Origin of the sequence: Lysinibacillus sp. NPDC047702 (assembly GCF_050272555.1) — a bacterium.
In the GTDB taxonomy this organism is placed as follows: Bacteria; Bacillota; Bacilli; order Bacillales_A; family Planococcaceae; genus Lysinibacillus.
This window is the reverse complement of sequence record NZ_JBNNMG010000015.1, coordinates 51219-70652: the sequence shown is the minus strand read 5'-3', so window position 1 is coordinate 70652 and position 19434 is coordinate 51219. Positions and strand designations below refer to the sequence as shown.

Sequence of the window (19434 nt, the reverse complement as noted above, 5' to 3'; positions counted from 1 at the left end):
GTCGTTTTCAATTGGTAAATTTATGCTATAAAGGAATATTATTTAAGGACACCACTTCATTAAATAGCCTCGTCAACTAGTAAATTGAAATGATTTAGGCCTACAGTGTTCTCCATTTTTTACTCTAAAGATAATCTCTAATCCATATATATTAATCTGATTAGTTTAAATTAGTTTATTATTTTATTCTGTCAATGATTTTTAAGATTAGTTTTAAAATAGTAGAACTTGTCTTCTTTTTCCTCTTTCCTAAGCAATAGATCAGGCTCTTCATCTTTCACATAGTGATCAAAGAAAGCCAAAATATATCGATTCATTACTTGATGGAATTGATTTACGTCAATATTCCATGACAACAATGGAGAGAGATAAGGGAAATCTGTAAAAGTGTAATGATCTCCTGCTATAAAAGTAAGCATAAAAGTATCTCCCTTTATTCCCTCTCTATAGTGAAAATCTGCAAGTTCTGTAATTATATCGTGATACTTTTGAAATTCCTCTGGGGTGATGTTTGTATATTGAATTTCTTCGTCAGGTATATAGAGATAATCTTCATCTAAAATAAACATAAAAGGTTGTTCAAATCCTGAGCTAGCCACTGGCTCATGCAATGGTCCATCTATGTTGATTCCTGCTGAAATCCTGCTATCCTCCAACAATGCTTGAGCAGCTGTTGAACCTCCATATGAATGACCAAATATTCCAATTTTATCCATGTCCATCTTTCCAGTAAACAGGCTTTGAGGGTCCTTACCATTTATCATTGTTAAGTCATCAAGCACATAGCTCATATCTTTTGATCTCGTTTTAACATCTTTCTCATCTTCAATATTATATGAATAAGAATATGCGTCTGTTTGATTCATAATTTCCCGTCCATCTGGAAATTTCGTATAAGCTGCATCATTTGTATGATCAACGCTGACAACAATGTATCCATGGCTTGCCAATTCCTCCATTTGGGAAATACTTTGCATTCTAGTACTGCCAAATCCGTGAGAAAATAAAAGAACGGGATATTTATCTTCTTGCTTGGATACTGCTATATCCTTTATGCTGTTAGTTTGTCCATACTTCAAATACTCAAATAAATAGCGTGGAACTGAAAAAATAAATTCCAGCGTTCCTGACCATTCTTCGTAAGGAAAGGATTCATAATGAATATCCTTCGTATCATCTTTCAACTCAGCTGGATACCATATTTGTATCATTAATTCCCTAGCCTTTTGGTTCGAGTCATGTCTGGATTCATCTATCAAATGCCTTGAATTCATACCTACCTCAAAAGGACCTGTAGGCTTTGGAAGTTGAAATACAGGCATAATAGTGACTAAACCAAAGCTACTGAACGTATAAATGAAAATAAAAAATATGTATAAAAGCTTTATGACCTTTCGTTTATTTTTCACGCTTACAAGTGTGGCTCTTTCTACGTTCCTTTGTATAAATGGCTTTATTGTGAAAGCAGTTAAAAGAATAAATAATATATAGGTTAATCCCATTTGCCATCTGTAACCCTCAAACCCAAGATGAATAACCAAAAGAATTAGTGCGATAACATTAATCATTCTTTTAACTTTTGCATCGAATCTAAACAAAAAAGAAAAAAGCCAAAAAATATGAACTACAATTAAAATGCCTTCAAACAACCTCAATACCCTCAACTCCGATTTTATAATCTCTTTAGTTAAGTTAACTACACTTAACTATTATTTACAAGTATCTTTTTGTAAAATCGTTTATGAATTGTTATTATTTTCTTTCAAATGATCATATTCCTTTTCCACTTATATTTTATCTTTCGTTCACTCAACTGTTGGATTCATAAATTTTATTGCTTCTGCTATTTTTATGCTCATAAAAAACGACCATCTATTCATGGTCGTTTGTAAATTCAAGCTCTTTTGGAGGCTGTCCTTTTCTATTCATTAAGCGCATACGAATTGGTTCAATTTTAAGTGTTACCATTTCATCCTGATTGCCAACGAAAATACTCGTAAAAAATTCTGCTATTTTATTTTTAATGCCTTCTTCGTGTACTTCTGTGAGTTTGCCCTCTATTTCGACATACGTATCACCAAAGCCTCCATTTTCATAGCCATATAATATATGGGTATATGGATTTTTTCGAAGCTCTTCCATTTTCTCAGAATGTTTATTTGTCACTGTATATAACACAAAATCTTCATGTTGGAACGTCATGTAACGTGAGTATGGTTTACCATCTTCTACTGTTGCCATCGTTCCTATTTTTTCACGATTCAAAACTTCTAAAATTTCATCACGTACAGAAGTCATTTCATCCCATCCTTTCATCTACATTATCTATTTTGCCCTCTCACAAAAAAGCTAAACCGTTTTTTTTGAAAAATGTGAAATGACAATCTTCGGGCATATTGAAAATCCATTGCTATAATAACTTGATAGACAACAGGAATTTACGGATGAATGAGGGTTAAAAAATGAAACAAGCTTTTTTTACGCGCTGTTTGTTTTTCATAACAGGCATTATTGTGCTTTCTTTTGGTATTACATTAACCATTAAAGGCCAACTCTTTGGTGTAGGCTCATGGGATGTACTGCATATCGGCTTAACGAAATCAATTGGATTAACGATTGGCACTTGGTCTATCTTATTGGGACTTGCAATCTTAGCCTTTGATATGGTTTTTACGAAAAAATTCCCATTACCAGGCACTTTTATCGATATGTTTTTAGCAGGTATTTTTATTGATGTTTTTAACTACTGGCTGCCTGACATCGATGGTTTTTGGATGCAGCTCGTTTCCTACCTAACAGGATTAGTCTTATTGGGCTGGGGCTGCGGTATGTATATGGTAGCAAATTTAGGCATTGGCCCGCGAGATACACTAATGTTACTTATGGTTCATAAACTAGGCTGGAGTGTCACACGCTCCCGAACAACTATGGAAGTAACGGTTGCTGTGATTGGCTTTTTACTTGGTGGTCCCATCGGTATTGGTACTATGCTGATGGCTTTTGGACTCGGACCAATCGTACAATTTGCTTTAACTTTTAATGAAAAATTATTTATGAGATGGACTGGCGTGAAAAGTGCCGTAGTATAAGCTTTCAAGACAATGCAAAAAAGTGCATTGTCTTTTTTTATTCAGTTGCAATATACAGTTCAACTATATATAATCAAACTATATAGTTGAACTGTATATGAGGTGAACTTGTGAAAAAGCATAAATTACTGCCTTTATCTGAAACCATGCATTATATTCTACTCGCCTTACGGGAACCGTTACATGGCTATGCAATGATGCAAAAAATCGAGGAAATGAGTGCTGGTAGTGTAAGAATTGCTGCTGGCACTATGTACGGAGCAATTGAAAATTTATTGAAATATCATTGGATTTCGCCCGTTGAGACTCAGGACACGAGACGCAAGGTTTACCAAACAACAGCTGAGGGACTAGAAATATTGGCAGCCGAGCAACAAAGATTGCAGCGAATTTTATCTTTATATGAGGGAGCTGATGGATATGAAAAAGTTTAAAATCTTTTTTGATATCGATAAGGAAGAGCAATGGTTAAATCATATGCTGTCCAAAGGATGGGTTTGTACAAAAATAAATTCTGCTGGGTTTTATACATTTAAAAATACGACTGATTTTGAGCAGGTTATCCGCATCGATTGTCAGCAAAATCTTCGGAAAGAAGACCGAACTAGTTATAAGCAGTTATATGAGGATTTTGGATGGCAAGAATTAAAAGAAAAATCATATGATGGTACTTATTATTGGTTAAAAAGAAAAAATGGCAACGATCAATTATTTTCGGATAGTGATTCCCAAATTGCAAAATATAAACGATTAATGAAGCATTCCAGCAATTGGGCGATCATCTCTTTTATATGGTTTATGATTTTTTATAATAATGACAACTTTTCTAGGTTTCTATATATAAAAGATGCTTATTTTACGCCAGGTTTATGGGATAAAGAAGGTTCTGCTTTCCTTTTTGCTTTTTTATTTGAAACACCCTTTGCACTTATGCGTTTTATCCCGCCATGGCTATTTTTAGCAGCTTTCGCTATGTACCTAACCATGTATTTCCGTTATCGTAAATCTATACAGCAGTTTATCCAATAAGCAGCAAGGAGCCACTTACCGCGTGTAAGATGGCTCCTCTTTTACTCTATTCTTTTGGCTCAGCAGTATTTTGTCCTGTCGCTTCTATCACTTCAGGTGTATCGTCCACTGTATCATCTTCCTGTACATTTTCAGCAGCAGGTGGTGTGATTGTCACTAATGTATAATCATCCTCCTGTAAAATATCAAAGGAAAACTGCTGGCGGATATCTCCAACATAGAGAGAAGTCCCAATAGCTAAATTATTGACATCTACCTCTATTGATTCAGGAATTTCTGTCGGCTTCACCTTTATGCGTACCTCACGATTAGGCTGTAAAAGAAATCCTCCATCAGCGACTCCTGCTGCATGTCCAACCACTGTCACTGGAATATCTACCTCTAGCTCCTCAGACATATTGATGGATTTAAAATCCACATGCTTTACATTGCCCTTAAGCGCACAGCGTTGCACCTCTGTTAATACTGCATTAATCTGTCTGCCATCCATATCTAATTGAAAGACACTTTTATTTCCGAACGTAGCTAGTATTTTAGCAAACGCTCTAGCATCCACTGTGATGGCCGTTGACTCCATTTGATAGCCATAGACAACACCTGGAATAGCACCGTTCTGTCTAAGCTGTGTTAATGATGAGCGACGCCCTTTTTCACGTTTATTTGCTGTTAAAATCGTAGTCATCTTCAATTTCCCCTTTCATGGAAACTAGTCTCATAAAAGGTTTGCCTGTTGTAATGATTTTTATACCTTTAGAGATATCAATTACGCCTCAGTGTCATTGCCTCCGGATTTTATTGAGCTCGCAAAAAAGCTCCACTCCAATATCCGTTTATACGTCGGGGTTATCTAGATTCAGCGGGAGTTTGTAAGTTCACTGAATAGGAAAAAACATATCACTGAAAATAGTGATAATTACTATTTTCAATAACTTGCTCTTTTTTCAAATGAAAACAATACCATGAGCAAGCCTAAACATGCACATATACCATACATATAGGAAAAAGATAAAGCATCTGCAATTGGTCCCATCATCATACTACCAAGCGAAACACCTAAGTCTGCCATGGCAATAAATAAACCTAATAGCATATTCCGATTATCCTTGTCTAAAACAAAGCTTAAATAGGTGGTCAGTGTTGGATAAACAATTGCCTGTGCAAGACCCATTAAAATTGAGCCTACATAAAAGAAAAGAATACCGCCCTCTAAAGCAAAGCTTACAGCCCATGCAGCACAAGCTAAAATAATCATAGCAGCCATCATAAAAGGATTATGCCATTTTCCATTTGAAGGAATAAATTTTTTTAAGGTTAGGCGTGCCAATACCACTACTGCTGCCTGTAACATCAAATAAATTCCCGCACTACCCTTGTTTATTTGCTGTGCATATAATGGAATAAATGTCGTAACTGCCCCAAATACAATGGAAGACACAAGCATAATGATGCTACATTTCAAGAAAATTCGATTTTTAATTAATTCTTTAAATGAGTAAAAAACGCTTATCTTTTTTTGATTTTCTTTGGATGCGAGCGGTTCTTTTCCCCCTATTTTAGAGCTGTAGCCAACAATTCCTGTAACAATGGCAATTGTAACCATAACGATCGTAAATGTATTCATTCCCTGTTGCCAAATTCCCAACGCCAAAAGAGGTCCTATTATACCCGGTATATACGAAAATAATGAATATAATGAAATTCCCTGAGATCGATCTTTCTCAGGTAAAGCATCTATAATACCAATTTGTAAAGCCATTGAAAAGAAGGCAGTTGATATTCCCTGCATAATCCGTGCTAACAGGTATCCACCTAAACCCGTCACCGTATACAAGATTAAAGCCAAGCCATTGACCAGTAAAATAATATGTAAGACCTTTATTGGACCATATTGATCGATTAATTGCCCAGCCCAGGGGCGAAAAAGCATTGTTGTAAATAAATAGGCACCCATCACAATACCAATTGTCGTATTGCTAGCACCAAGTGCCTCCCCCTGTAATGGAATAAATATATTTAAAATAGAGTTTGCACTGAAATAAAGCAATACGAGTACATAAAGTCGTATAAATGGCCATGACATAGCACCCTTCAACATGCTCCCCCCTTATTCTTAAAATTTTCTTAAAAGGATATATGATGTTGCAATAACTTTTTAGCATAAACGGATTTTACCTGAGATAAGTTTTTTGTATCGAGTGTTTCTTGTATTTGCCCATCCTTAAAAATAATCATTCGATCGCAAATATAGGCTGCCGCTTGGAGATCATGCGTTATAAAGATATAGCCCATACCATAATCATTTTTTAAAGCTATCAGTAAATCTAAAATTTGTAGTTGTATTGTGGCATCCAATGAACTAATTGCTTCGTCTAATACTATAAAGTTTGGCTCAGTAGAAATTGCTCTTGCTATACATACTCGTTGAACCTCTCCACCTGATAATTCATGAGGGTATTTACTTCTGTATTGCGGTGACAGTCCGACCTTTAAAAGCAATTCATCAATAAGGATATCTAGATTCTCTTTCTTTATTCTCTTTCTTTTAGCTACTTTTAAAGACTCTAAAATAGCTGCTTCTACAGAAAAAAACGGATTGATAGAGGAACGGTAATCCTGAAAAACAATACTTATATTGCCAAAACGCTGCTGCCTATTTAAAATATCCCTTCCAGCGATTGTAATAGTACCGCTATCAGGCTTTTCAATACCCGTTAATAATCGCCCAAGTGTTGATTTGCCACTACCACTTTCACCAATAATCCCCAAGCATTCTCCCTGTACGCATGTTAAATTAATATTTTCAAGTATGGTTTGTTGGTAACCTTTGAAAAAACCCTTTGCCCCATATGACTTATAGACATCTTCAACTTTTAGCAGCATAGCTTTTCTCCATTATTTCTTTAAATTTGATACCTAAAGCCTCCCTAGTGAACATTAAAAATTTTGTATAGTCATGGGATGGATTCGTAAAAATCCTCTCCACACTCCCCTTTTCGACAACCTCTCCACCCTTCATCACTATCACCTCATCAGCAATTTTGCGAACAATTCCTAGATCATGGGAAACAAAAATAATAGCACTTTTCATTGTTTGGCGAAGCTTCAATAGCTGATTTATTACCTCAAATTGTGAAATGGTGTCTAGCCCAGTAGTGGGTTCATCTGCAATGATTACATCTGGCTCTAGCACTAATGCTAATGCAATCATTATTCGCTGAAGCATTCCACCTGATAGCTGATATGGATAACAATTTAAACTTTTTTTGGCATTCCTTAAATTGATACTCTCCATAGCTTGCGTCAATTTTTGCTCCATTGCCTGCTCATTCCAATCAAAATGAGTTTTTAATATTTCCATTAACTGCACCTTTATCTTGCAAGAAGGATCAAATGCTGTCATTCCATTTTGAAGGATCATATATATATGTTTACCTCTTTTTTTCCGCATTTCTTGCTCAGATAACTCATGTAAAGGAACATGAGTTAAATAAATTTCACCTGCTTGTTTGAACGGTTTTTTTGTAAGGCGCATAATAGCTTGACAAGTAAGTGATTTGCCACTACCACTCTCACCAACAATGGCAAGGCATTTCCCTCTGTTTAGCTTAAAAGAGGTATTACGAACAATGACAAGCCCTGTATGTTCATCCCAAACTTTTAAGTGTTTGACCTCTAATACAACCATCTCCTATTTCGCCACCTCTCTTTTATGTAGCATGAATTGAAAATTGTTTCTTTTCCGTTTTGCTGGCTGTCGCAGTTTTGGATTAAGTGCAACCTGTAAAGAATCTGCGAAAAAATTAAAAGCTAATACTACACTTACTATAGCAACACCTGGAGCAATCATTGATTCTGGACGGGTAAACATAACCTCCCTTGCTTCACTTAGCATCATTCCCCATTCTGCATGAGGTGCTTTCATACCTAACCCTAAAAAAGATAGACCCGATATTTGCAGCATCATTGAACTCATTGAGCTGCTTGCTACAACTGCTATATCTGAAAAGCTTAATGGTAGAATATGTTTATGGATGATATGGACTGGGGACATACCAATAGTACGGGCATATTTTACATAATCCATCTCCACATACTGCAATACAGATGTTCTAATAATACGAGTAAACCACGCCCATTTTATGATGATAAAAGCAATTAGAATATTTTCTAAGCCCACACCTAAAATAGCTACAATAGCAATGGTAATAACATATGTAGGAAAAGAAAGCATCACATCACAGATTCTCATAATTAACGCATCTACATTCCCTCTATAATACCCCGATAAAAAGCCGAGCAATGCCCCTAATGAAGTAGAAATAATCAAAGCAACAAACACCCAGAGTACACTAGGTCGAATGCCGTATAGAATTCTTGAAAAAATATCTCTACCTAAATGATCGTTTCCAAATAAGTACTTCCAGGAAGGTGGTGCATAACGAAGCTCCATCCTTACAGCCAGTGGATCATGTGGTGCTAGCATTGGTGCAAACAAACCGACTACCATGACAAGCACTATAAAAAGCAAGGAAAATAAACCGACTCTATCTTTCCTTAAATTTTTTATAGATATCATCTACTACCACTCCTTAAACGAGGATTCAACGCAACATTTATCATATCTGCAAGCATGTTAAAAACAACAAATGCAGCAGCTACAATCAAAACGTATGCTTGGATAACTGGATAATCCCTGCTTAGAATGGCATTTAAACTTAAGCTCCCCAAGCCAGGCCAGGCAAAAACATTTTCAATCACTACTGTTCCGCCTAAAATTAACGGAATTGCCATACAAAATATTGATACCGCTACCTGTAGTGAATTACGTAAAATATGCCAAGTAATTTTTCCTTCTGATAGGCCACATGCCCGTTCATAAAGTACATAATCCTCCTGCATCTGATTAAGCATCGCACTACGAATTGTTCTGAAATAAATGCCAATATATCCTAAGGCTAATACGATAACAGGTAAAACATAGCTTTTGAGCCCATCCTCCATTCCACTAGTTGGTAGAAGATTAAGTTTGACGGAAAACAGAATTATAAATAGAGCACCTAACCCATAGGTTGGTATAGCCGTCAATAACATCAAAATCGCACTTAATGCTCGATCAATAACCTGTCTTTCATGGAGAGCACAAATTACGCCGAATACTATAGAAAAAATCACAATAATAGTCGAGGAGGCGATCGTCAATTTTAATGTATTACTAAAGGCGGGCTGGATAAGATTCTTAACCGATTCATTTTTTACATAGGAATCACCAAAATCAAAATGCAGGCTTGCTATCAGCCAATTCAAGTATTGCGTAAGAAATGGCTTATTAAATCCAAGCTCTTCATTCGTTTGATGCAGTAATTCTTCCGTAATAACAGGCACCTCTTGAGCCTGTAACACAATCTCAGCAGGCTCTATGGGGGAAAAACTAACTAATAGAAAGGTTATAAATGATACAGCAATAAGCATGGGAATCGTAATAAGCATCCTCTTAAAAATATAAGCTCCCATCGAAAACCTCCTGTAAATTTAGCAATGAACTTAGTTTGAGACCATTTGCCAAACTATTGAAAATACATTTGTTCAAATGGTAATTCGTATTGCGTCTGCTTAAACGAAATACCCTGTAATTGCTTAGGAGCCACTACCGTTACATTGCCATGCGTAAGAGGAATAAAGATTGCCTCCTCATGTATAGTTGTCAAAATATCCTTGTATAATGCCTTGCGCTGTTCTTCCTCTCTAGAAACTAAAACATCCTCAATCTTTTGATAGAATTGGTTGGCATTTGCAATTCCCTGTGTTGCATGTTTATAGGAAGCCGTAAAAGCAGCCACAGTACTTTGCGGATCATATGCTAAGCCCCATGTTTGATTGAATAATAAATCATACTCTCCTGTAGTTCTTCGATTGGCGATGGAAGTGGATTCCTCCCCAATTAAATCTAAATCGATGCCAATGTTTTTTAATGCATGTTGAATATACTCACCCTGTGCCTTTTGAGACGATGAATTACTATCATAAAAAAGCTGCATCATTAATTTCTTACCATTTTTTTCTCGTACTGCTCCCTCAGTACTTCTTGTCCATCCAGCTTTTTCTAATAAATCATTCGCTTTTGCAGTATCGTATTTTCGCTGTTGTAATGGAATAGCTGCATAATTAACATTTGTGGAAAAAAGTGAATTTGCTGGTGTTTCAGCTTCTCGGAAAATATCACGGCTAATTGTTTCGCGATCGATGGCGTACCATATAGCCTCCCGTACACTCTTATCACTAGCGGGATTATCCATTTTACTGCTGTTAGCCACAATCATTTTTGTATTCATTTGCTTACTTCTAGCAAGTTGATACTCACCTGACTGTACTAGCTTGTTCATGCCTTCTATATGAATACTGTCTGCCCCCCGATCATCCGTAAAGACAAAATTTACTTCTCCTTTTTGCAAGGCTAGCAGTGTTGTTTCTCCCGCAGGCAAAACCTTAGCTGTAATTTTTTTTATTTTTGGTGATCCTGCCCAATATTTTTCATTTGCCTCAAATACAGCATATTGATCTACCTTATGCTCCGCTAGCTGATAAGGTCCTGTGCCATGAAAGCCTTGGACACCATCTTTTGTATCCCCATTTTTAAAATCTTTAGGTGAAAGGAACACATATGGTCGCGTCATAGATAACTCCACTAATGTTGGATAATATGCCTCAGAAAGCGTTAATCTAACAGTCCATTCATCAATAGACTCTACATTCAAAATTTTTGTTGATAATTTAATCCATGCATGCTTTTCCTTATTTCGTTGAACTGCCTCAATATTTTGTTTGACAGCATCCGCATTAAACGACTCTCCATCTTGAAAAACAACATCTTTTCTTAAATGGAAAGTATAGATTGTCCCATCCTCCGAAATATTCCAGGATTCAGCAAGCAATGGTTGAATACCCTCTTCCGTATTTTCTACTAATGATTCATAAACCATGCCTTGAGCCGACATAGAGCCTGGGTATAAATGAGGATTCATGTCATTGATGTCCTTTACAGTGGCATACACTAGCTCATCTTTTTTCAACTCACTTTCTTCTGTAGTCGTTGAGCATGCCACTAGTATGAATAGTGCAAAAATCATTGCTATAGTTGTTTGTATTCTTTTAATCAATGCTGTTCGCTCCTTATAGTGCAGTTATTTTGTATTATTAACTTTTTATGTTAAATTATTACATATCATCTCAATATCCTGTGAAAAAGATTTAACTTGGAATGCCTCTGAGTATGATTTGTTCTGAGATGAAGCTACCATTTGTTGGAGCTTTTTTTCATAGGTTTGTATGAATAAATCAATTGTTGGGCATTTTAGCCTTAATGCCTTAGCAATTCCCTGAATAATTTTCACACGATAATAGTCCTCTTTTGGCATTCTAGGAATATCCCATTCTCCCTCATGATTCATAAAAATCCTTCTAATAGGAACCGCAGAAAAATCAAAATATTTTCCCTCTTGAGTAGGTTTAGAAAATGGATCTATTAATAAGGAAGCATATCGAATATAGAGTAGATACTCTTGATAAATAGATTCGAGCTTGTTGAAATTCTCTATATCTTGTCGGGCAATACTAGCAGGTTGTAATGGATAGTTATCATCTACCATGAACTTTAATAGATTCAGAGGTTGTATATTGACCCGCTTCGTAATTTCCATCATTTCTTTCCAATAATTTAATAAATGTCGAATCATTGTATATGTAATAGGCCCCTCAGGATAAAGCTTATAAACATACTTTTTTATCGTTTGCTCATCAAATATAGCCTTTAATGAAAAATCATTCATAAATAAGGCAGGATGTACATATAAAGAGATATTTCTTGTTTCTGCCTCTAAAGGTGTTGCTAAAACTTTCAATTGAATGCCTAACTGATAAAATAGTTCACTTAGCTTTGCCAATCGATCCATTTTTGCCCCATTAGAGCCAATGTAAATGGTTTTCTTTACCCCTGTTGTTATCACCTCATTTGAAGGTACATCCTGAAGCCATCTTGTATCCCCATAATAGGTAGAGAAGCTAATCACCTCAGCACAAGATGAAATTTGCTTTAAATAGTTCCTAATTAAATGATTAGAGCCAAATGTAGGTGAAATTAAAAGAAAACACTTGACCTTCTTCAATACTTGGCAATCAATTTGTGATAATACGTCCAGATAAGCATCTGTAGTGACACTTAGGACAGCTGTATCCCAATCTCCTGAGATTGTATGATAACCCTTAAAAAGTTCATCGATCATACATTCTCCCGCGACAGATTGATGCTGTGGGTTTTGTATATGTACTTTAAATGCAAGCTGATGTTGGATTACAGCTTCATAGAACATTTTGGAGCGTAAAGATTCTCGACCAGCAATAGCTACTTTACTATTAAAATAATTCTTAAGATTGACAGCTAATTGAATAGCTGTCGGTCCTGTTCCTAACAGTAAAACCCTTTTAAAATAAGTCATACCCTTCTCCTATCTATCAAATTGATTGTACTTTTTGATACAGAGCAATATCGAATACACTTTGAGGGTGTATAATTTGCTCCACTAATCGCCATTTTGTTGTATCCACCGTTCTCATAGGATAATTAAAAAGAGACTTTAATCCATTTCCATATCGCATCGCAACAATTACATCCTGATTTGTGACATCATATAATTGCTCTAATATGTCATATTTACAGCTAACGGTTGAGCTAAATATAATATGGCTAATTTGTTGAATAGCTGCGAGGTCCTCTACAGGCTTATTGTCAATTTGAATCAGTAAATGCTTTCCTAATTTATGTACCACCTGTCTTCCCAATTCAATCGCTTCATCATCAATATCAATGCCAAAGACTTCGGCACCTGTTCGTTCTGCAATCAATAATAAGGTCATAGGAAAAGCACCAGATCCCACTAATAGCACCTTTGATTGATTGGTAATTTGAAATCCTCCAAATTCCTTTTCAATACAGTCTTCAATATTACGAAAATAGTTAGCAATCTCCTCATTTTCATGTAATAATTTTAAAGCTCGATATTTTTCCATAATTTTGACGCAAATAGAGGAATTTGCTCTTAAATTCTTCATTAACGGTACTATTTCAATTGATGTCTCTAAATGAAGCCAATATTTTTCATGATCAGGGTTCGTAATAAATGAAGAATAGTCATCAATTATTTCTCGTAGCTCTAGATTTTCATTCTCCGCTTGATGCTGATTGCTTTGGTCTATCAAGAGCTGAAATTTTTTATCGAAGTCATGTAGTTTTCCTAAAAACGATTGTGCAACCTTCACATACTTCACTCCTATGCCTTGGAATTAAAGTTCAATATATGCTGTTCCCTTTGCTACTATTTCAACGACACCCTTAATGTGTGCATACTTTGATGTCTCTGTGTAGTTAGCAAAAACTTGGATAATGCCTCCGGGCTGCTTCACATTGGCCATAACCTCTGCCCTGTTTTTCCATGCTAAAAAATAACCAATAGATGCTGTTCCTGAGCCACATCCACTTTCCCATACCATGCTATCTAAAGCTGGTACAAAGATAAGAGGCTCTAACTCGGCACTTTCTTCTTTGTACAATAATATACCGATTAGCTGTTCATCCATTGCGCTTCCCAATAATCTAGCAAGACTCTCCGCATTTTCCTTTACAGCATTGTCAAAAGCATTCACTTTTACAATAATGTGAAGAAAACGGTCATATTTGATAAAGATTGTTTCAAGTTTGATTGCTCCAAAAGGAAGCTCTCTTCTCCAAACTTTATGAGGCACAGGCATAGTTACTTGGCACTCAAATTGCTGAGCATTTTTTTCAACAGTACAAATAACTAAATCCTCCATCCCTGAGGACTCCAGTACAACATTTTTTATACTTGGCTGTTCCGAAGCGAGTAAACAAGCAAGAGCCATACAAGCATTTCCACAAAATTCGCCACCTGACATGCAGAGTCTTGCATGTACATCATCAAGTGCTGATTCACATATAAAGCCAACTTGTTCAGCATGGACATTGCTATAGGACATTATTTTTGTCGCAATTTTTGCGTAATCTGCGATAGCATGAGGTGTTTTTATTAATACGGTCATATTTTCTGTAGGGTTCATTTTTATAAATTCAACTTCCTGTAACATAGAAAACTCCTTCTTAATATTTCACCCATATTTAGAAAAATAACGTTAATCGTAATGATTACTATTATCATTCATGTTTTTTAATTTACCATATTTTTCACGGTTGTCAATAGATGAAATAACAAATTTTGAAAACTTATCTTTGAAAAGCAATCAGCATATACTTCAACCACATAGGAGCAAATTCAAATTGATTCTGTACTTTTTGCAATGTAATTAAACAAATTTACTGATAAAAACAATAAAAAAAAAGTCGAGAGACATAATGTCCTCGACTTACTGTTGCTATTATAATCTTCCGGCAGCTTGTAATGAGACCGCTAGCATTTTAGCAAACTCTCCTCGTGTAATCGTTTGATTTGGTAATAAATTTATATTGTTGTTTAAAGCTCCAATGGCATATAATGTTTGCGTATGGTGCAATGCTTCCTCGTGTAGATTGAAGCTATCTTGATAAGGTAAAGCCACAAATCCTTCTTGAACAAAATCCACTGCATCCAATGTTCTACCAAGCATTAATATTGCCTGCTGTCGTGTTATTTCCCCATTAGGATCAAATAAATTTTGAGATTTTCCTTTAATAATTCCTAAAGAATGTAATGCACCAACATAGCCTCCATACCAGGATTTCTTGGCATTAATATCTTTAAATTGAGTTGCTTGAACTGGTTGAAAGCTGAAGGCACGAACTAGTAATGCACTAAATTGAGCACGTGTTAAAGAATCATTGACACCAAAACGATCTGCTGTTCTGCCTTGAACAATCCCCCGTTCCGCTAATGTAGAAATATACGTACTATACACTGAATGATCTGTATCTCGAAAGTAAATTGGCTGTGGATTGACAAATTTTAATTCTGCATTATTATGAATTGTGGCAATCACACGATCTCCTAAGTCTCGATACGCAACAGGCTCCATTACCCCTTTTTTAGCCACTTGTTTTAAAATTCCATCCCGTCCATTTTTGAAAATTTCAATTTCTAGAGGCTGGCGGTTATTGACGATAGTAGCTTTTATACTAAACGTATCACCCTTTTCAGAGGCATTAATTTTGGCACCATAGGCAGAGTAAACGATCATATTTGATGTTTTCATATGTACATAATCCGTGGGCTCTTGATAGGCGTGCGCTTGCAAAGGAGTTACCAATGAAATACTTAGTATTCCTACTAGTACTCCCACTCGAATTTTTCCTTTCATGTTGCTGCTCCTTTCTTTTCATCTAAAACTATCATACTGGAATACACTTTGTAAAAATATAGTATTTTTAGCATATACTCCATCAAGCTCTCTAGTCCTAGAAATTTTCCAACAAAAAACTACACCTCAATTTGCGAAGTGTAGTAAGTATGTTTCTATAGTATTGTTATTTTATTGTCTAATAAGACATGTAGCTCGTGTAGTTTTTTTATCTCGTAATGCGGTTGAATCGTACTTGTATTGTCAATATGGCGTATATTAAACCAGCATGTATCAATGCCTGCTTGTAATCCGCCTTTTATATCAGAGGTTAATGAATCTCCAATGATTAATGTTCTATTCTTTTGTAAACCATCAATACGTTCAAAAACGTAGTCAAAAAAGGCTGGCATAGGTTTCTGAAAGCCAGTTTGCTCTGAAATAAAGATGCCTTTAAAAAATTGAGCTAGCTGTGCATCCTGTAATCGTTTATTTTGAGTGCCTGTTTTGCCATTAGATACAACATATAAATCATAGTGGTTCGCTAGCTGCTCAATGACTTCATAGGCACCGTCAACATAATGGTGTGCCTCCTGCAAATATTTTTGAAAGATTGCTTCAAAATAAGCACCATCAACATCATAGCCGAATTCCTTTAATGCAGTGGAAAATCTCGTATTATGTAGCGTATCTTTAGCCATTTCACCGAGTTCAAAAGCACGCCACATAGATTCATTTATTTCTTTATAACGTGCAACCAATGTTGGGGTTGCTGTGATGTTTTCCTGCTTAAATAAATAATCAAGTGCTGTATTTTCAGCAACATCAAAATCTAATAAAGTGTCATCTACATCAAACAATAATGTTTCATACTTTGTCATGTTATTTCCTACTTTCTTTGGTGCTATGATACCATTTCGCTCTTTCTATCATAACGTTTTTCTAAAAAAATAACAGCTAAATCATTTTTCTTTATCCAATATTTGGTTTGAACAAGCAGATTATTCACTAAATGATGGTGAAAATTATCCTAAAAATAGCTAGTTTGATAATTTCATATTTGAAAATAGCAATGAATATGAGACAATAGATTGCTAGAAAGGAAGATGTACGAATTATGACTACCCTACAAAAAATTACGCCTGCATTTGATCCTTGGGAAGCGTATTTAGATGTTCAGCAACATGGGCACATGACCCTATCAAATATTGAATTTACAACAACAACCCTTTGTAATATGCGCTGTGCTCACTGTGCAGTTGGCTATACATTACAAACTAAAGACCCTGAGGCACTGCCAATGAACTTAATCACGAAACGCCTTGATGAGATTCCACACTTAAAAACACTCAGCATCACTGGCGGCGAACCTATGATGAGCAAAAAATCTGTACAAAACTACGTACTACCACTATTAAAGTATGCACATGCTCGAGGAGTCCGCACACAAATCAACTCAAACTTAACGTTGGAGCCAGAGCGTTATTTACTAATTGCCCCCTATTTAGATGTACTACATATTTCACATAACTGGGGTACTATTGATGAATTCGTCGAAACTGGCTTTGCGATGATGGAGAGAAAGCCGACGTATGAACAGCGTGCAGCTTTATTCCAACGCATGATTAATAATTCAAAAATGCTTGCTGAACATGGTGTCATGGTATCTGCGGAAACGATGCTCAACAAAAGAACATTACCTTATATAGAGCATATCCATCGTCAAGTTGTAGACGAAATGAAATGTGCTAGACACGAGTGGCATCCAATGTACCCTTCTGATTTCGCCAGTTCCCTCACCTCTTTATCATTAGAAGAAACTCGTGATGCGATTCATCATCTGCTGGATGTTCGAGATGAAAACACATGGATGCTATTTGGTACCCTACCGTTTTATCCATGCAGTATGAATGAAGAAGATCAACTGCTTTTAAAACGATTAAGAGCAGCAAAAAATGTAACAATGCGTAATGATCCCGATGGTCGCTCTCGCTTAAATATCAATATTTTCACAGGTGATGTAATTGTCACAGACTTTGGTGATACACCAGCACTTGGCAATATTGTGAATGACGAATTACCAGCTATTTTTGACAAATGGATGGGCACGGATTTAGCAAGGTCACTTAACTGTCATTGTCCAGCAGTCAAATGCTTAGGTCCAAATGTGCTTGTTAAAAATATGTATTATAAAGGATCGGAGTTTGTTAGTGGCTCTGCTAAAATATAAAAAAATGTCCAATGCGTAAATCAACAAGCATTGGACATTTTATGTTTCTATAATAACTCTTTTGCAAGAAGCTTATAGCTATTCATACGGCTTTCTTGTGCATATTGATTGCAGTTCAGCATAACTTCGTCAAAGCCGTAATGCTCTTGCTCTGCTACTAAAAAGTCAGCGATTTCCTTAGGCGTTCCTACAAGATTAGCCTTGCGATTATTCGCAATTGCCATTTTATCCATTTCTGTCAGCGGGAAATCCTTTGCCTCCTCGGGTGACATCCCTTGAATGATTTGCCCTTTCATCAAGTACAGACGTGTAATATCAATAGGCTTAGCCAAATATTCTGCTTCTTCCAAGGTATCTGCAACAGTTGCAGCATAGGTAACGATAATTTGAGATTTTTCCATGTAATAGGAAGGCGTAAAGTGAGATCTATAGGAATCGAAAATATCCTTTGACATATCACCTGTAAAAAATTGAGCATATGAATAGCCCACACCAAGCTGTCCTGCCTGCATAGCACTTTGTCCGCTAGAACCTAGCAACCATGCCTCAGGTAACTGAATATCAACGGGTGCTGCTATAACCTGATCATAGACATACTCTCCCGTTTTTTGATTATTCATCAATTTTAATATAATTTCAAGCTTGTCATATTGCTCTGTAAAACGCTGTCTTCGCCCTTCTGCTAAAGCATAAATAGCGGCATGATCGCCACCAGGGGCTCTGCCAACGCCAAAGTCAATACGATTTGGTGCCAAGCCACTCAATGTTTTAAAGACCTCTGCTAGCTTATAGGGTGAATAGTGCATCATCATTACTCCACCAGTACCAATACGAAGCCGCTTTGTTTTCGCAGCTAAAAAAGCAGCTGTAACTTCTGGAGCAGAGCTTGCCAACGAGTTACTATTATGGTGCTCCGCCAGCCACATACGATGAAAACCAAGCGCTTCACCTAAAAGTGCCAATTGTTCTGTACGTTGAAATGCCTCCTCAGCCGTGTGACCTTTAGGTATAGGCATTTGATCTAAAATACTTAACTTCATTGAAAACATCCTCTCTCTCTGTAGGCTCCCCTTTCTACTGTAATATAGGATGCATTTTTTATAAAATAAAAGAGCTTATTGATAAGCAAGCTGCTTCATCTGCCAAGTCTTATAAACCATGCCAATCAAATTGTTTTTTTGCTCAACACTTAACACTGCTTCATTAAACTTCATCGCATGAGCAGAAAACGCCAAGTTTTGTTCATCTACAACAAATTGTAATATGACATGTCCTTTTTTGCCTTGAAACGTAATATCACCTGATAATTCGACAACATGCTCCCCCGTTTTTGCCTCATAGTATCGCCAATAGGGTTCAAAAAACGCATAATTAAATGCATTGCGAACCGTTACATCTGAAAAATTGGACAAATATCCCTCTTTTACTACTTCAATATATTCATTGTCTGTTATATCCTTTTTGGCATTAAAAACATACCCCACCAATACACCCATAAACACTACACAAATAAACACTCTGAGATGATTTGTTAAACTCAAATGTCATCACATCCCCTTTACGTAAAAAACACCATTATCTACATAATACATTAAAATGAGTACTTAAAATAGAATATTTTCGTTTTTTATAGAAATGTAATAGATACATAATGCTCACATACAATTTCAATTAGTCGACGGATATTTACAGCTAACTTTCATTTCGCTACGATAAATCAGCAAAGAAAGTAATTAAGCCAGGCAATAATAT

General features: G+C 36.1%; 20 protein-coding genes. 4 read left to right on the top strand and 16 right to left on the bottom strand.

Going from position 1 to position 19434, the window contains the following annotated elements:
* Positions 1-191 precede the first annotated feature (191 nt).
* Both ACQKIM_RS10145 and ACQKIM_RS10140 read right to left on the bottom strand, forming a co-directional pair.
* Positions 192-1568 (bottom strand): alpha/beta hydrolase family protein, encoded by a 1377-nt coding sequence (locus ACQKIM_RS10145; protein ID WP_427542851.1) that lies wholly within the window; start codon positions 1566-1568, stop codon positions 192-194.
* Between the two features lie 304 nt (positions 1569-1872).
* Entirely contained in the window at positions 1873-2298 is a 426-nt protein-coding gene (locus ACQKIM_RS10140; protein WP_427542848.1) for a pyridoxamine 5'-phosphate oxidase family protein, read from the bottom strand.
* A 164-nt stretch (positions 2299-2462) separates the two neighbouring features.
* Between ACQKIM_RS10140 and ACQKIM_RS10135 the strand changes: the two genes are divergently transcribed.
* The 3 genes from ACQKIM_RS10135 (at position 2463) to ACQKIM_RS10125 (ending at position 4118) form a co-directional block, all read left to right on the top strand.
* The gene (locus ACQKIM_RS10135; protein WP_427542845.1) at positions 2463-3089 is read left to right on the top strand and encodes a YczE/YyaS/YitT family protein; all 627 of its coding nucleotides are present in this window, start codon (positions 2463-2465) and stop codon (positions 3087-3089) included.
* Positions 3090-3235: 146 nt separating this feature from the next.
* Positions 3236-3523 carry a PadR family transcriptional regulator gene (locus ACQKIM_RS10130; protein ID WP_427542893.1) on the top strand — a complete coding sequence of 96 codons (288 nt, stop codon included), beginning with the start codon at positions 3236-3238 and terminating at the stop codon, positions 3521-3523.
* Positions 3510-4118 (top strand): DUF2812 domain-containing protein, encoded by a 609-nt coding sequence (locus tag ACQKIM_RS10125; protein ID WP_427542842.1) that lies wholly within the window; start codon positions 3510-3512, stop codon positions 4116-4118. Before ACQKIM_RS10130 ends, ACQKIM_RS10125 begins: the two co-directional genes overlap by 14 nt.
* 46 nt (positions 4119-4164) lie before the next feature.
* Here ACQKIM_RS10125 and ACQKIM_RS10120 read toward each other — a convergent pair whose 3' ends face one another.
* The 12 genes from ACQKIM_RS10120 to ACQKIM_RS10065 form a co-directional block, all read right to left on the bottom strand.
* Positions 4165-4800: a 50S ribosomal protein L25/general stress protein Ctc gene (locus ACQKIM_RS10120; protein WP_427542839.1), complete on the bottom strand. Its 636-nt coding sequence runs from the start codon at positions 4798-4800 to the stop codon at positions 4165-4167.
* A gap of 240 nt (positions 4801-5040) precedes the next feature.
* Positions 5041-6210: a staphylopine family metallophore export MFS transporter CntE gene (gene cntE / locus ACQKIM_RS10115; RefSeq protein ID WP_427542836.1), complete on the bottom strand. Its 1170-nt coding sequence runs from the start codon at positions 6208-6210 to the stop codon at positions 5041-5043.
* Positions 6211-6239: 29 nt separating this feature from the next.
* The gene (locus tag ACQKIM_RS10110; RefSeq protein WP_427542890.1) at positions 6240-6995 is read right to left on the bottom strand and encodes an ABC transporter ATP-binding protein; all 756 of its coding nucleotides are present in this window, start codon (positions 6993-6995) and stop codon (positions 6240-6242) included.
* Positions 6982-7803 carry a staphylopine uptake ABC transporter ATP-binding protein CntD gene (gene cntD, locus ACQKIM_RS10105; RefSeq protein WP_427542833.1) on the bottom strand — a complete coding sequence of 274 codons (822 nt, stop codon included), beginning with the start codon at positions 7801-7803 and terminating at the stop codon, positions 6982-6984. The genes ACQKIM_RS10110 and cntD overlap by 14 nt, the downstream gene beginning before the upstream one ends.
* 3 nt (positions 7804-7806) lie before the next feature.
* Positions 7807-8694 carry a staphylopine uptake ABC transporter permease subunit CntC gene (gene cntC, locus ACQKIM_RS10100; protein ID WP_427542830.1) on the bottom strand — a complete coding sequence of 296 codons (888 nt, stop codon included), beginning with the start codon at positions 8692-8694 and terminating at the stop codon, positions 7807-7809.
* Positions 8691-9629 carry a nickel/cobalt ABC transporter permease gene (gene opp1B / locus ACQKIM_RS10095; RefSeq protein WP_427542827.1) on the bottom strand — a complete coding sequence of 313 codons (939 nt, stop codon included), beginning with the start codon at positions 9627-9629 and terminating at the stop codon, positions 8691-8693. Before opp1B ends, cntC begins: the two co-directional genes overlap by 4 nt.
* A gap of 53 nt (positions 9630-9682) precedes the next feature.
* Positions 9683-11269, bottom strand: a complete 1587-nt coding sequence (gene cntA / locus ACQKIM_RS10090; protein WP_427542887.1) for a staphylopine-dependent metal ABC transporter substrate-binding lipoprotein — start codon at positions 11267-11269, stop codon at positions 9683-9685.
* Between the two features lie 48 nt (positions 11270-11317).
* Positions 11318-12607, bottom strand: a complete 1290-nt coding sequence (locus ACQKIM_RS10085) for an opine metallophore biosynthesis dehydrogenase (RefSeq protein WP_427542824.1) — start codon at positions 12605-12607, stop codon at positions 11318-11320.
* A 16-nt stretch (positions 12608-12623) separates the two neighbouring features.
* The gene (locus tag ACQKIM_RS10080; protein ID WP_427542821.1) at positions 12624-13427 is read right to left on the bottom strand and encodes an SAM-dependent methyltransferase; all 804 of its coding nucleotides are present in this window, start codon (positions 13425-13427) and stop codon (positions 12624-12626) included.
* Between the two features lie 24 nt (positions 13428-13451).
* Entirely contained in the window at positions 13452-14270 is an 819-nt protein-coding gene (locus ACQKIM_RS10075; protein WP_427542819.1) for a diaminopimelate epimerase, read from the bottom strand.
* Between the two features lie 288 nt (positions 14271-14558).
* Entirely contained in the window at positions 14559-15473 is a 915-nt protein-coding gene (locus tag ACQKIM_RS10070; RefSeq protein WP_427542816.1) for an S-layer homology domain-containing protein, read from the bottom strand.
* 155 nt (positions 15474-15628) lie between these two features.
* The gene (locus ACQKIM_RS10065) at positions 15629-16333 is read right to left on the bottom strand and encodes a YjjG family noncanonical pyrimidine nucleotidase (protein ID WP_427542813.1); all 705 of its coding nucleotides are present in this window, start codon (positions 16331-16333) and stop codon (positions 15629-15631) included.
* 236 nt (positions 16334-16569) lie between these two features.
* On the opposite strand from ACQKIM_RS10065, the gene yfkAB reads away from it, so the two are divergent.
* On the top strand, positions 16570-17682 hold the full coding sequence (gene yfkAB, locus ACQKIM_RS10060) for a radical SAM/CxCxxxxC motif protein YfkAB (RefSeq protein ID WP_427542810.1): 1113 nt from the start codon (positions 16570-16572) through the stop codon (positions 17680-17682).
* A gap of 47 nt (positions 17683-17729) precedes the next feature.
* Here the strand turns inward: yfkAB and ACQKIM_RS10055 are convergent, their stop codons facing one another.
* Both ACQKIM_RS10055 and ACQKIM_RS10050 read right to left on the bottom strand, forming a co-directional pair.
* Entirely contained in the window at positions 17730-18722 is a 993-nt protein-coding gene (locus ACQKIM_RS10055; protein WP_427542807.1) for an LLM class flavin-dependent oxidoreductase, read from the bottom strand.
* Positions 18723-18797: 75 nt separating this feature from the next.
* Positions 18798-19223, bottom strand: a complete 426-nt coding sequence (locus ACQKIM_RS10050) for a hypothetical protein (protein ID WP_427542804.1) — start codon at positions 19221-19223, stop codon at positions 18798-18800.
* Positions 19224-19434: the final 211 nt, after the last annotated feature.